10 protein-coding genes are annotated in these 14,715 nt (G+C 63.9%); all 10 read left to right on the top strand.

The genetic code is table 11. The features are described from left to right. A partial coding sequence (locus D9C15_RS29585; RefSeq protein ID WP_164886914.1) for a site-specific integrase occupies nucleotides 1–578 on the top strand: 578 nt, incomplete at its 5' end. 167 nt (nucleotides 579–745) lie between these two features. Continuing rightward, entirely contained in the window at nucleotides 746–4,027 is a 3,282-nt protein-coding gene (locus D9C15_RS29580) for a helicase-related protein (protein WP_128002972.1), read from the top strand. A gap of 32 nt (nucleotides 4,028–4,059) precedes the next feature. Next, on the top strand, nucleotides 4,060–5,856 hold the full coding sequence (locus D9C15_RS29575) for a GmrSD restriction endonuclease domain-containing protein (RefSeq protein WP_128002970.1): 1,797 nt from the start codon (nucleotides 4,060–4,062) through the stop codon (nucleotides 5,854–5,856). Between the two features lie 126 nt (nucleotides 5,857–5,982). After that, nucleotides 5,983–6,537 (top strand): nucleotidyltransferase domain-containing protein, encoded by a 555-nt coding sequence (locus D9C15_RS29570; RefSeq protein ID WP_240668646.1) that lies wholly within the window; start codon nucleotides 5,983–5,985, stop codon nucleotides 6,535–6,537. Then, on the top strand, nucleotides 6,503–6,940 hold the full coding sequence (locus tag D9C15_RS29565) for a DNA-binding protein (RefSeq protein WP_128002965.1): 438 nt from the start codon (nucleotides 6,503–6,505) through the stop codon (nucleotides 6,938–6,940). Before D9C15_RS29570 ends, D9C15_RS29565 begins: the two co-directional genes overlap by 35 nt. 10 nt (nucleotides 6,941–6,950) lie before the next feature. Next, nucleotides 6,951–7,847 carry a DUF4391 domain-containing protein gene (locus D9C15_RS29560; protein WP_128002964.1) on the top strand — a complete coding sequence of 299 codons (897 nt, stop codon included), beginning with the start codon at nucleotides 6,951–6,953 and terminating at the stop codon, nucleotides 7,845–7,847. A gap of 25 nt (nucleotides 7,848–7,872) precedes the next feature. Further along, complete coding sequence (locus D9C15_RS29555; protein WP_164886913.1) at nucleotides 7,873–9,813, top strand: site-specific DNA-methyltransferase; 1,941 nt, start codon at nucleotides 7,873–7,875, stop codon at nucleotides 9,811–9,813. A 10-nt stretch (nucleotides 9,814–9,823) separates the two neighbouring features. Further along, nucleotides 9,824–10,969: an AAA family ATPase gene (locus tag D9C15_RS29550; protein ID WP_128002962.1), complete on the top strand. Its 1,146-nt coding sequence runs from the start codon at nucleotides 9,824–9,826 to the stop codon at nucleotides 10,967–10,969. Nucleotides 10,970–10,980: 11 nt separating this feature from the next. Continuing rightward, entirely contained in the window at nucleotides 10,981–11,613 is a 633-nt protein-coding gene (locus D9C15_RS29545) for a DUF4276 family protein (RefSeq protein ID WP_205854942.1), read from the top strand. 20 nt (nucleotides 11,614–11,633) lie between these two features. Then, nucleotides 11,634–14,678 (top strand): type III restriction-modification system endonuclease, encoded by a 3,045-nt coding sequence (locus D9C15_RS29540; RefSeq protein WP_128002958.1) that lies wholly within the window; start codon nucleotides 11,634–11,636, stop codon nucleotides 14,676–14,678. Nucleotides 14,679–14,715: the final 37 nt, after the last annotated feature.

The raw sequence follows: 14,715 nt of genomic DNA, 5'->3' as shown, positions 1-14,715 counted from the left end.
GGGTGCGCTACCTCACGCCCACCGAGATCGACACCTTCCTGCGCAACCTGCCCGAGCACTTGCGTTCACTGACGCGCTTCACCATCGCCACCGGCCTGCGGCGCGCCAACGTGCTGGGCCTGAAGTGGAGCCAGATCGACATGCAGCGCCAGGTGATGACCGTGGCCGCCAGCGACATCAAGAGCCGCAAGACCCTGGGCATACCGCTCAACGCCACGGCCATTGAGATCCTGCGCGCGCAGATCGGCAAGCACGACGAGCACGTGTTCGTCTACAAGGGCAATCGGCTGAACGCCACGGTGAACACCGCCTGGCGCAACGCGCTGAAGAAGTCGGGCATCGAGGACTTCCGCTTCCATGACACCCGCCACACCTGGGCCAGCCTGCTGATCCAGAACGGCGTGCCCAAGGGCATGATCAAGGAGATGGGCGGGTGGAAGTCGGACTCGATGGTGGAGCGGTATGCGCACCTGGCGCCGGAGCATCTGGCAAAGCATGCGGCAGTGATTGATGAGCTCCTGCGGTCGGTCGGCGAGCGCCAGCCCGTAGTCGTGGCCAACTCGCCCAAGAGAAAGTAGCTTCTACCGGGAGCGATGAACGCTCGCTCAACACTCAAGCACTGGCATGTTCACTGCGCCTTGGTCGGTAAGATGAACGCCGCAAAACAGCGCGCAGTCGAGTGGTTGCCTTGCCCCGACGGCGTATTGCCGCGTACAGCGGCGCCAAAACGGGGAGATAAGGCCTGATGCGACTCATCAAGAACGTCGGCGCTGACCGAGTTCTGGACCAAATCCAGTCACAGCTGCCTGCAGGCGCAAAGGTCGATGTCGCCACGGACGGCCTGTCCCTTTTCGCCTTCGATGAGCTTGCACACCTCCTGACCGCAGCAGGTCCGACGCGGTTGCTGCTGTCTAGCCCGGCCCCAAAGCCTCGTCCAAGGGCGCCGGGGTTCGACGGCGCACTCGCGGTCGATCCTGATCCGCTTGCCGGCGGTCTGTTAGGCGATGACGTCGACCGTGAGCGCCGCAACGCGCTGCGAGCGCGTGGCTTGGCGGCCGACCTGTTTCAGTGGCTAGAGACCGCGGCTGAGGTCCGAGCAGTTCCGGGCAAGCTGCCGCAGTCGGCCTGGATCACGGAGAGCTCTGGCGCTCCTGCGTCGGCCGGTAACGGGCAACCAGCCGGCGTTGCCATCACCGGCGACTGTTCCGCCACCACCCGCGGCCTAGGCTTGTCGCCCGGCAACCAGTTCAGCCTGATCCAGTGCTCTGAGACCGAGGCTGAGCGACAGATGTTCGCTCAGTGGTTCGAAGCGACCTGGCGCGCTGTGGGCGACGACGCCGGCGCCAAGCAGAAGCTTCTTGATCAAGTCAGACGGCTGGCCGAACAGGAAGCGCCTTCGGCCATTTACTTTGACATCCTCTACAACCTGTTCAAGGACCTGGGCGACGAGCTGGACGAGGAGCGCATCGTCAAGAGCGCCACCGGGATCCGGAATACGCAGGTCTGGAAAAAGCTCTACAAGTTCCAGCGAGACGGCGTCGTCGGCGCAATCGACAAGTTGGAGCGTCTGGGCGGCTGCATCCTGGCCGACAGCGTGGGCCTGGGAAAGACCTTCGAGGCGCTGGCAGTTGTCAAGTACTACGAGCTGCGGAATGACCGCGTCTTGGTGTTGGCGCCCAAACGCCTGCGCGACAACTGGACCCTCTACAAGGCCAACGACCGGCGTAACTCGCTCGCAGCGGACCGCTTCAACTACGACGTTCTGAACCACACAGACCTGTCGCGCGACGGCGGCAGCTCTGGCGACATCGACCTCGCCCATGTGAACTGGGGCAATTACGACCTCGTCGTTATCGACGAGTCGCACAACTTCCGCAACAAGCAGAACCACCGCGATCGCGACAGCCGCTACAAGCGGCTGATGCGCCAAGTCATCCAGTCAGGCGTGAAGACCAAAGTCCTCATGCTGTCTGCCACGCCGGTGAACAACCGTCTGGCCGATCTGAAGAACCAGATCGCCTTCGTCACCGAAGGACGCGACGATGCGCTGATGGAGCATGGCCTCCCCAGCATTGAGACCACAGTGCGCCTTGCTCAGGGCCAGTTCAACCGCTGGCAGCAGCTGGACGAGGCCGAACGCCGGCCCTCGCGGCTGATGGACATGCTGGGCTTCGACTACTTCCGCCTGCTGGACCTGCTGACCATCGCACGCTCGCGCAAGCACATTGAGAAGTACTACGGCACAGCTGAGACCGGCACCTTCCCCAAGCGTCTGCGCCCGATCAACGTCAAGGCCGACGTCGACTCGGCCGGGCTGTTCCCGCCCATCGTCGACATCAACACCGACATCCGGCGCTTGAACCTCAGCGCTTATGCACCGCTGCGCTACGTATTGCCCGCCAAGCAGGCCGAGTACGACGCCAAGTACAGCGTCGCCATCCGCGGGGGCGAAAGCATCTTCCGGCAGGTCGACCGCGAGGAGAGCCTCATCCACCTGATGCGCGTGAACCTGCTCAAGCGCATGGAGAGCTCGGTCCACGCCTTCGCCCTGACGGTCGAGCGCCAGTTGGCCGACGTGAACGGCCTGCTCGCCAAGCTGGAGAACCACGCCGACAGCATTGAAGAGCTGAGCATCGAAGACGTTGAAGTGGATAACCCGGCCTTCGAGTCGCTGCTTGTTGGCCGCAAGGTCAAGGTATTGCTGCAGGACGTGGACCGCATCCGCTGGCGGCAGGACCTGACCGAGGACCGCAATCGCCTGGCCACGCTGCTGTCGAATGCCCGCGCAGTCGATCGCGCCCGTGATGCCAAGCTCGACGCGCTGCGTACCCTGATCAAGGACAAGATCGCCTCGCCGATCAATGTGATCGATGGCAAGCCCAACCGCAAGCTCATCGTCTTCACCGCCTTCGCGGACACGGCGCTGTACCTGTACGACGCCATCGCCTCATGGGCGCTGGCGGAGTTGGGCCTGCATGCGGCCATCGTCACCGGCACCGGTTCCAACAAGACCAACCTTCCCGGCCTGCGCACCGATCTGGCCAGCGTGCTCACCGCCTTCGCACCCCGCGCGAAAGAGAGGCCGGCTGAATTCGCCAGCGAAGGCGAGCTCGACCTGTTGATCGCCACCGACTGCATCTCTGAAGGCCAGAACCTTCAGGACGGTGACTACCTTGTCAATTACGACATTCACTGGAACCCGGTGCGCATCATCCAGCGCTTCGGGCGCATCGACCGCATCGGCTCGCCCAACGCCCACATCCAGCTCGTCAACTTCTGGCCCAACATGGCGCTCGACGAGTACATCGGCCTGGAGCAGCGCGTCAGTGGCCGCATGGTGCTGCTCGACATCTCCGCCACCGGGGAAGAGAACCTGATCGAGCGCGATGCCGGCAACCTGATGAATGATCTGGAGTACCGGCGCAAGCAGTTGCAGAAGCTGCAGGAGGCCGTCATCGATCTGGAAGACCTGTCCAGTGGCATCTCGATCGCTGACCTGACTTTGGCCGACTACCGCATCGAACTGGCGGGCTACCTGCGCGAGCACCCCGGCAAGCTCGCGGCCATGCCGCTCGGCGCCTATGCAGTCACGTCCAGCGCGCAGGCCGACGATGCGCTGCCGCCAGGCGCCATCTTCTGCCTCAGGGCGGAGGGCGAAGCTGCGCTCGCCACCATCGAGCCCGGTTACCCGTTGGCCCCGCACTACGTGGTGCACGTCGGAGCAGACGCGGCAGTGCTGCTCCCCCATAGCCAGGCCAAACAGGTTCTCGACCGCCTCAAAGGCCTGTGCCTGGGGCGCGACATGCCCGACGCCCAGGCCTGCGCTCGCTTTGACAAGCTCACGAAGGCCGGTCGGCAGATGCAGCCTTACCAAACCATGCTGCAACAGGCGATCGCCAGCATCGTGGGCAAGTCACAGGAACGTGCCGTAGCCAGCCTGTTCACGCCGGGTGGCACGCACGCCCGGAAGGGCGAGTTCGCTGGAATGGCCGACTTCGAAGTGGTCGCGTTCCTCGTGATCGCCTGAGCGACACGCGCACGCAGCAGGGAGATCGAAAAGTGACTTTCAGAACCGCCGAGCCAGCGCTCAAGGATGTGCTGGACGCCATCGCCAGGGGCGAGATGCAGCTGCCCGACTTTCAGCGTGGCTGGGTGTGGGATGACCAGCACATCCGCTCACTGATCGCCAGCTTGTCGTTGTCCTACCCCATCGGCGCTGTCATGTTTCTGGAGGCCGGGGGTGTGCCGTTCAAGCCCCGCCTCTTCGAGGGCGTGTCTCTCACGCCCGCACCGCCGCCCAAGAAGTTGGTGCTCGACGGGCAGCAGCGCCTGACCTCGATGTACCTGGCCCTTCGCAGCGGCAAGCCCGTGAACACGCGCACCGAGAAGGGCGAGAGCATCCAGCGTGTCTACTTCCTCGACATGGCCAAGTGCCTGGACCCTGCGGGCGACCGGGAGGAGGCCGTCATCTCCGTGCCCGCCACGCTGAAGCAGACCAGCGACTTCGGCCGCAAGGTCGATCTGGACCTCAGCACGCCTGAGCTCCAGTACGCCCAGCGCCTGTTCCCGCTGTTCCTGATGTTCGACACCGAGGCACTGATGAAGTGGGAGATGGGCTACTCCCAGCACTACGCCGGTGACAGCGAAGCCGCCATGTTCTTGATGAAGTTCAAGAACGCGATCTGGCTCGTCTTCCAGCAGTTCAAGGTGCCGGCCATCGAGATGTCGGTGGACACGCCGCGCGAGGCTGTCTGCCAGGTGTTCGAGAAGGTCAATCAGGGCGGCGTCTCGCTGACCGTTTTTGAACTGATGACGGCCACCTTCGCCGCCGACGAGTTCCAGCTTCGCGACGACTGGGCCGCACGCGAGAAGCGGCTGCATGACAAGCGCCCGGTGCTGGAAGCCGTGGACGGCACCAGCTTCCTGACGGCGGTCACGTTGTTGGCCAGCTATGAGCGCCACCTGGCCAACAAAGACCTGCCCGTGGCGTGCAAGCGTGCCGACGTGCTGCGGCTCACGCTCGACAGCTTCAAGAAGCACGCCCCGGCCGTGGAGCAGGGCTTCCGCAAGGCCGCCGAACTGCTGGCCGAGCAGAAGATCTTCGATGCCCGCAGCCTGCCGTACGCCACCCAGCTGATCCCGATGGCCGCCATCTGTGCGGCCCTGGGCCCGCAGATTGATCAGCACGGCAACCGGCAAAAGCTGCTGCGCTGGTACTGGTGCGGCGTGTTCGGCGAGCTGTACGGCAGTGCCAACGAAACCCGGTTCGGCCTGGACCTGCCTGGCGTGGCGCAATGGATCGCCGGTGGCGATGAGCCGCGCACGGTGCGCGATGCCAGCTTCGCCCCGACGCGGCTGCTGTCGCTGCAGTCGCGCCTGGCCGCAGCCTACAAGGGCCTGGCTGCGCTGCTGATGCAGCAAGGCGGGCGTGACTTCATCACCGGCATGCCCATCGACTTGCACACCTACTTCGAGCGCAGCGTCGACATCCATCATGTCTTCCCGCGCAAGTGGTGCGAAGACGCCAAGCTGCCCCGGGAAAAGTGGAACAGCGTCGTCAACAAGGCCCCGCTGGCTGCCGAGACGAACCGGTCCATCGGTGGCGACGCACCGACCCACTACCTGAAACGGATCGAGACGTCGAAGAAGGTCGCAGCCGCGGAGCTCGACGGCTTTCTGGCCACGCACTGCATCCCCGTGGCGGCGCTACGGGCCGATGACTTTCAAACGTTCCTCCAGCAGCGTGCCGCTGCCTTGCTCGGTTTGATCGAGGCGGCCACCGGCAAGACCGTGGCGGGTCGGGACAGCGAAGAGACGATCGAGGCCTTTGGTGCGAGCCTGGCTGCACAGGCGTAGGGCCTCGGCAGGGCGGTCGGGCGCCGAGGGCCACCGGCTTGAATGTCGATGCAAATAAAGCGACAATCGGCGCCGAATATGCATCAATCCCTGCCCGCACTGCTGTTCCCGGAGTACCGCCGCCGCGTGCTCGGCCTGCTGCTGCTGCGCCCGGACGAGGCGCTGCACGGGCGCGAGATCGCCCGCCGCACGGGCCTGCCGGCAGGCACCATCACCCGCGAGCTGGGCAAACTGGCCGAGGTGGGCCTGCTCAAGCGCGAGAAGCGCGGCAACCAGCAGGTCTACAGCGCCGACACCACCGGCCCGATCTTCACCGAGCTGGCCAGCATCCTGCGCAAGACCTCGGGCCTGGCCGACGTGCTGGTGCAGGCACTGGCGCCGGTGGCCACGCAGCTGCGGGTGGCGTTCGTGTTTGGTTCGGTGGCCCAGGGGCGCGAGACCTCCGGCAGCGACATCGACGTGATGCTGATCGGCGATATCAGCTTTCGCCAAGCGGTGGAGCTGCTGCACCCCACGCAAGCCGTGCTCGGCCGCGAGGTGAACCCCAAGTTGTTCTCTACGACTGAGTTCAGTGCCAAGGCCCTCACCGAGCCCTTCCTGGCCGATGTGCTGGCCAAGCCCAAGCTGTTCCTGATCGGAAACGCGCATGACCTTGAAGAACTTGCTCGGCATCAGCCTTGACGCCGTGCAGGCAGACAAGGGGCTCGTGGCCAAGCTCTTGGCCGCGGCGCAGCGCAACATCGACGACGCACAGCTGGCCGGCCTGAGCGCAGAGAACCGCTTCGATGCCGCTTACAAGGCCATCATGCAACTGGCGATGGTGGCCTTGAATGCCAACGGCTTCCGCACGCTGACCAGCAAGCCTGGCCATCACCAGACCGCCATCCAGACACTGCACCTGAGTGTGGGCCTGCCGCAGGCCAAGGTGATCGTGCTCGACGCGCTGCGTAAGCAGCGCAACCTGTCCGACTACTCCGGCGACCTGATCCCCGACGCTGCCGCGGCCGAGTGTCTGGCCAGCGCACAAGATCTGTTCAGCCACGTCCGAAGCTGGCTGCAGGCCAATCGGCCTGACCTGCTGTAGCCGCCACAAGATGACGGCCCAGGTGCTCATCGATGCCTTTCGCCTGCCGGCACAAGCGCTGGTGGCGCAGCGCATCCCGAAGAAGCTACTGGTCGAGCAGGGTGCCCCCACGGCCGCCGACAAGCGCCTGATTAACGACACCATCGACGAGCTGTGGTGGCAGGCCACGCTCAAGCCGGCCACCGTGGGTGTGCCGGCCTTCCACGCCGCGACGGTGCCCGCCACGCCAGCAGCCGCACCGACGGCCGGCGCGCGCTCTGCAGCAGTCGGCGCTTCTGACGGTGGCGCTACCAGCGCCAATGCCACGGAAGCCACCGATGTGATCGAGCTCGCGCTGGTTTCGGCGCACCTGCGGCCACCCACCCGCGAAGCGCAGGCCCGGCGGCTGATGCAGCTCATCCATCGGGCCATTCCTTACCCGGTACTGCTGGTGACGCAGGCCCCCACAGGAACTGTGCTGTCAGTGGCGCACAAACGGGCTTCGCTGGGCGAAGCCGGCAAGTGGGTAGTGGCCGACGCGGCAGACACGCACGCCTTCAACCCTGCGCAGCCGACAGCGGCAGAAACTGAGTTCATGGCCAGCCTGGCGCTGGAGCAGTTGCCGCCCAGTGCCCTGGCGGATCTGCGGGCGCTGTACCAAGCCGTGGCTGACCGCATCACCGCGCTGGCCGTGGCTCAGGTGACGGGCCACTTCAGGGCACCCGATGCAGCAGCCGCCGCACCGGCTGCGCGTACCGCGGCGCAGCGCCAAGCGCTGGCCGAACGCAGCCGGCTGCTCGATCAGCTGGCCTCAGCGCGAAGCACGGCGGCCAAGGCCCGGCAGATGAACCAGCGCGTTGAACTCAACCTGCAGATCCAGCGTCTGCAGCGCCAACTTCAAGAACTCCAGGACAGGCTCGCCACATGAGCCACCGCAACCTCAGACTTTGCCCATGACTGCACCCCGACCCCCAGCGACCATCCAGCCGATCGACAAGGCGAGCCCCGAGGCCCAAAGCGCCAACCTCGTGGAGGGCAACCTCGCGCAATTGAAGGCCATGTTCCCCGAGGCCTTCACCGAAGGCCGGGTCGACTTCGAGGTGCTCAAGCAACTGCTAGGCGCCGCGGTAGACGAGCGCGAAGAGAAGTACGGCCTGAACTGGCATGGCAAGCGCCGCGCCCGCCAACTGGCACTAACGCCCAGCACGGGCACGCTGCGCCCCTGCCCGAAAGAGAGCGTGGACTGGGCCACCACGCAGAACCTGTTCATCGAAGGCGACAACCTGGAGGTGCTGAAGCTGCTGCAGAAGAGCTATGCCGGCAAGGTGAAGCTCATCTACATCGATCCGCCGTACAACACCGGCAAGGACTTCGTCTACCCGGACAACTTTCAGGACAGCATCAAGAACTACCTGGAGCTGACGGGGCAGGTGGAGGGCGGGCAGAAGATCAGTTCGAACACCGACGCCTCGGGCCGTTTTCACACGGACTGGCTGAACATGATCTACCCGCGACTGAAGCTGGCGCAGAGCCTGCTGCGGAGCGACGGCGTCATTTTCGTGAGCATTGCCGACCACGAGATTCAGAACCTTCGCGCAGCGATGAACGAGGTGTTTGGCGAGGAGAATTTCGTCGCGACGGTGATCTGGCAGAAGGTTTTCTCGCCCAAGAATTCGGCGCGGCACCTCTCTGAGGATCACGACTACATCGTGATCTATGCCAAGAACGCAGAGGTCTGGACACCCCGACTGTTGCCGCGCACAGAAGAGATGGAGGCACGGTACGCGAACCCTGACAACGACCCGCGCGGTGTGTGGACTTCTGGCGACCTGTCCGCGCGCAACTATTACGGGGAGGGGACGTACCCCGTAGTGTGTCCATCGGGTCGGAAGATCGACGGCCCTCCGCCCGGAACGTACTGGCGCGTTTCGAAGCCTAAGTTTGACGAGATGGATCGGGACGGAAGGATCTGGTGGGGTGCCGATGGCAACAACATGCCTCGGCAGAAGCGCTTTCTGACGGATGTGAAATCAGGTCGTGTGCCTCAGACGTTGTGGACATATGAGGAAGTGGGGCACACGCAAGAAGCCAAGAAGGAGTTGATGGCCGCAGTCTCGTTTCCAAATGCCGATGTCGTATTCGATACGCCAAAGCCGACGCGCTTGATGCGTCGGATCCTGCAGATTGCTACAGAGCCCGACACGGCCGACCTTGTAGTCGACTTCTTTGCTGGCACGGGCACCACGATGGATGCCTTGTTTGCACAAAACGCCGAAGATGGTGGCAATCGCCGCTGCATCCTGGTTCAACTGCCCGAGCCCATGGAAGGCGCAGAGTCCGCCGGGTGGAAGACCATTGCGGATGTCACAAAGGCCAGGATCCGTGGTGCAGGACAACGCCACAAGAATTCAGATCCAATGTTCGGCGGTGATGTTGGTTTCCGTGCCTTCAAGCTCGATAGCTCCAACATCCGTGCCTGGAATCCTCGGCCCGATGACTTGACCGGTACGCTTCTTGACCACGCTGAGCACCTGGCCCCAGGCCGCAGCGAACAGGACGTCCTGTACGAGTTGCTCCTGAAACTCGGCCTCGATCTCGCCGTACCGATGGAGTCGCGCCAGATCGCCGGCAAGACGGTGCACAGCATCGGCGCCGGCGCCTTGATGGCCTGCCTTTCGGACGGCATCGACCGCGACGTGGCAGAGCCGCTCGCTCTGGGCATTGCGGCGTGGCAGAAGGCCCAGGCCCAGGCTCTGCAAGGCGGCGACGACAACGCCAAACCCGTCAGCACCAAGCTGGTCTTCAAGGACAGCGCCTTTGCCGACGACGTGGCCAAGACCAACCTGGCCGCCATCCTCAGCCAGCACGGCTTGGACGACGTGCGCAGCATCTGAAGGAGGCCGCATGCAACACGACGCTCCAGACCCCAACAAGGGCCGCCTGCAAGGCCGAATCCAGCGGGTCAGCATCGAGGGCTTCCGCAGCATCGCCAAGGTCGAGAACCTGGTCCTGCCGCAGCTCACCGTCTTGATCGGCGCCAACGGTGCCGGCAAGTCGAACCTGATCCGGTTCTTCGAGATGCTGGCCTGGATGCTGCGGGGCCAGAACCTGCAGGACTTCATCGCCCGCAACGGCTTTGGCGACGACCAGCTCTACATGGGCGCGAAGCGCACCCCGCGCTTGAACGGCGAGATTCGCGTCGAAACCCACCGCGGCTTCAACGACTACCGGTTCGGTCTGGCTCACATCAGCGCAGGCGACACCCTCATCTTCGTCGACGAAGCCTACCGATACTCCGACCGCAAGAAGGTCGGCGAGGCCAAGTGGACGGTGCTTCCTTCGGGTGGCAAAGAGGCGGCGCTGGTAGAAACTGCAGCGAAGAACCAGACCGCGCAGGTGGTGGTCAGCCTGCTGAAGCGCTGCACGACTTATCAGTTCCACGACACGTCGGCCAAGGCCAACGTGAAGCAGGCTTGGGATGTCGAAGACGCCGTCTGGATGCGGTCTGACGGCGCCAACCTCGCGCCCATCCTGCTGCGGCTGCAAGAGAAGGACATCAAGCGCTACAAATTGATCGTGCGCCAGATTGCCCGCGTGCTGCCTGGGTTCGCCGACTTCGAGTTGCAGCCCTCTTACGGGAAGGTGGCGCTCCGCTGGCGCTCGCGGTTCAGTGATAAGACCTTCGGCGCGCACCTGACTTCGGACGGCTCGCTGCGCCTTTTCTGTCTGCTCACGCTGCTGAACCTGCCGCCCGAGATGCTGCCGGACGTGATGTTCTTCGACGAGCCAGAGCTGGGCCTCCATCCGCACGCCATCACGCTGGTGGCCGAGATGATGAAGACAATGGCGCACGACCGGCAGGTCTTCATCGCGACGCAGTCGCCCTACATGGTGGATTGCTTTGCGCTGGAGGATGTCATCGTGGCCAGCAACCACGAAGGTGCGACGCAGCTGCGCACGCTTCCACGCGAGCGATACCAGCAGTGGCTTGACGAGGAGTATCTCGTCTCGGACCTGTGGCTCAAGGAGCCTGTCGGGGGTGACGCGTGACGAGGCTGTTGGTGATCTGCGAAGGCCAGACCGAAGCCGAGTTCGTTCGCACATGCCTGGAGCCGCATCTGCGCGAGCATGGGCTGGCCGTGCACCCGTCTTTGCTCAAGACGCGGCCTGGCAAGCAAGGGGGCGGTGCGGTATCCGTCGAACGGGTGGCGCAACACATCCGCTTTGAGTACCACCACTTCGACTGCATCACGACGCTGTTGGACCTCTACGGTTTTGGTCGTGCAGCGGGGCGAGACAAGCAGGCGCTGGAGGCCGCGATCCTTGAAGCCACCACGCGACAGATCCCTGACCTTAGGGAAGATCGCGTGGTGCCTCATGTGCAGCGCTATGAGTTTGAAACGCTGCTCTTCAGCGACATCGAGGCCTTCGAGTGGGTGCAGAACGGCTGGAGCGACGAGACGCGGGCCAAGCTGCAGGCGATCCGCGATCAGTACGAGACGCCGGAAGACATCAACGACAGCCCTCTGACCGCGCCATCGAAACGCATCATGGCTGTGTTCTCGGGCGGGCAGTACGGCAAGGTGGCGCACGGACCGCTGATTGCGGAGGCGATCGGTATGGATCGGATGCGGGCCGAGTGCCCGGGCTTCAATGCCTGGGTGACACGCCTTGAACAGTGGGGCCGGCGCTGACGCGCCCGGACGGATACGCGATGAAGCTCCAGTTTGAACACAACCTTGACTATCAGCTCGCCGCCATCGACGCGGTGTGCGACCTCTTTTCCGGCCAGGAGGTCTGCCGAACCGAGTTCACGGTGACGGCACCGCGATCGGTCTACCTCGGGGAAGGGACGCAAGGCGCGCTACCAGGCATGGCAGGCGACGGCGTGCAGCTGGGCCTGGGCCTGGCCGAGTCAGACCTGGGCATCGGCAACCGCCTCCAGCTGGACAGCCAAGACCTGCTGGCCAATCTGAACAAGGTGCAGCTGCGCCATGGCCTGAAGCCCAGCGACAGCCTGAGCTCGCGTGACTTCACGGTGGAGATGGAAACGGGCACGGGCAAGACCTACGTCTACCTGCGCACGATCTTCGAACTGAACAAGCGATACGGCTTCACCAAATTCGTGATCGTCGTGCCGTCGGTGGCCATCAAGGAAGGCGTCTACAAGAGCCTGCAGATCATGGCGCCGCACTTCCGGTCGCTCTACAGCGGCCAGCCCTTCGAGTACTTCCTCTACGACTCCGCCAAGCTGAACCAGGTGCGCAACTTCGCCACCAGCCAGCACTTGCAGGTGATGGTGGTGACGGTGGGCGCCATCAACAAGAAGGACGTCAACAACCTCTACAAGGACAGCGAGAAGACCGGCGGAGAGAAGCCCATCGATCTGATCCGCGCCACGCAGCCTGTGCTGATCGTCGACGAACCGCAGAGCGTGGACGGCGGACTGGAGGGGCGTGGCAAGGAGGCGCTGGACGCCATGAACCCGCTGTGCACGCTGCGCTACTCGGCCACGCACGTCGACAAGCACCACATGGTCTACCGGCTTGACGCCATCGACGCCTACGAGCGGCAACTGGTCAAGCAGATCGAGGTGGCGTCGGCCGAGGTGGACGGTGGCCAGAACAAGGCCTACGTGCGGCTGCAGGAGGTGCGCAGCAAGGGAGCCAGCGTATTGGCCAGGCTGGAGCTGGACGTGCAGCAAGGCGGCAAGGTGGTGCGCAAGGCCGTGTGGGTGCAGGACGGCGACGACCTGGAGCAACATACCGGCCGGCAGCTATATGCCAACTTCCTGGTGGGCGAGATCCAGGCCAAGCGCGGTGCGCAGCGCGTCGAGATCCGCATGCCCGGTGGCGAGCAATGGCTGGAGGTTGACGGCGCCATCGGCGACATCGACGGCGATGCCATCAAGCGCCAGATGATCAAGCGCACGATCGAGGAGCACCTAAAGAAGGAACTGCGCCTCGGGCCACAAGGAATCAAGGTGCTGAGCCTGTTCTTCATCGACAAGGTGGAGCACTACCGCCAGTACAACGAGGCTGGCGAGCCGGTGAAGGGCAAGTACGCGCTGATGTTCGAACAGGAGTTCGCCCGCCTGGCGCGAAACCCCGATTACCAGAGCCTATTCAACGAAGTGGACCTGACCGTGGCTCCGAGCGAGGTTCACGACGGATACTTTTCGGTGGACAAGAAGGGCACGTGGACCGACACAGCCGAGAACAATCAAGGCAACCGCGACAACGCGGAGCGGGCCTACAACCTGATCATGAAGGACAAGGAGCGGCTGCTCAGTTTCGACACGCCGCTGAAGTTCATCTTCTCGCACTCGGCACTGCGCGAGGGCTGGGACAGCCCCAACGTGTTCCAGATCTGCAACCTGCGCGAGATGAACACCGAGCGCGAGCGTCGGCAGACCATCGGCCGCGGGCTGCGGCTGGCGGTGAACCAGAAGGGTGAGCGGCTGCGCGGCTTCGCGGTGAACACGCTGACGGTGGTAGCCAACGAGAGCTACGAGTCCTTCGCTGAGAACCTGCAGCGCGAGATCGAGCAGGACACCGGCATCCGCTTCGGCATCGTCGAGAGCCACCAGTTCGCGCCGCTCTCCATCGTCGGCACCGACGGACGGCCCAAGCCCATGGGCGTGGACCTGTCCAAGCAGTTGTGGGAGCACCTGAAGACTGCGGGCCTGATCGACGCCCGCGGCAAGGTGCTGGACACCTTGCGCAAGGCGCTGAAGGAAGACACGCTGGTGCTACCTGATGCGTTCACGTCAGCGAGGAAGTCCATCGTGACCTTGCTCCACAAGCTGGCGGGCAAGCTGGACATCAAGGACGCGAACAAGCGCGACACGGTCAAGCTTCGCCGCGGCGTCTACCTCAGCGACGACTTCAAGGCCCTGTGGGACCGTATCAAGCAGCGCACGACCTACCGCGTTCAGTTCGACAACGAGCTGCTAATCAGCCGTTGCGCCAGCACGATCCGCCAGGTGCTGACGGATGCGCCCGTCACACGGACGCGGCTGCGATTTCGTACTGCAACGGTGCTGATCAGCCAAGGCGGCGTCGACACCAAGCAAACAGCGACATCAAACTTTGTCTCGATGACCGAGGGCGACATCCCGCTGCCCGACCTGCTGACCGAGCTGCAGGACCGCACGCAGCTGACGCGCCGAAGCATCGTGCGTATCCTGACCGAGAGCGGCAAGCTCGACGACTTCAAGCTCAACCCGGCGCAGTTCATCGACGTGGCGGCCGAGTGCATCAACCGTACCAAGCGCCAGGCGCTGGTGGACGGCATCAAGTATCGGCGCCTTGGCCAATCGGCCGACGGCAGCGAGATCTACGCTCAGGAGCTGTTCGAGCAGGCGGAGCTCACTGGCTACCTGACCAACATGCTGGAGGTGACGAAGTCAGTCCACGAGAAGGTGGTCTACCAGTCGGACACCGAGCGCAGCTTCGCCGAGGACCTGGAAAAAAACACCGCGGTGAAGTTGTACGCCAAGTTGCCGGCCTGGTTCAAAGTGCCCACCCCGCTGGGCAACTACAACCCAGACTGGGCCGTGGTTGTGAACGCGGACGGCACCGACCGCCTGTACTTCGTCGTGGAGACAAAGAGCACGCTGTTCGACGATGCGCTGCGCGACAACGAGGTGGCTAAGATCGCCTGCGGACGCGAGCACTTCGCGACGATCGCCGAAGGTGCGGATGCGGCCAAGTTCGTGCGGGCGACGAACGTGGGGGACTTCTCGAAGCAGTGGTAGGCGGTCAATCCACGGCACAAATCCGTCACACCAAAGC

This window comes from Piscinibacter defluvii, from assembly GCF_004011805.1.
In the GTDB taxonomy this organism is placed as follows: domain Bacteria; phylum Pseudomonadota; class Gammaproteobacteria; order Burkholderiales; family Burkholderiaceae_C; genus Piscinibacter; species Piscinibacter defluvii.
Note: the sequence above shows the minus strand (reverse complement) of the source record. Positions and strands in the feature narration are given on the sequence as shown.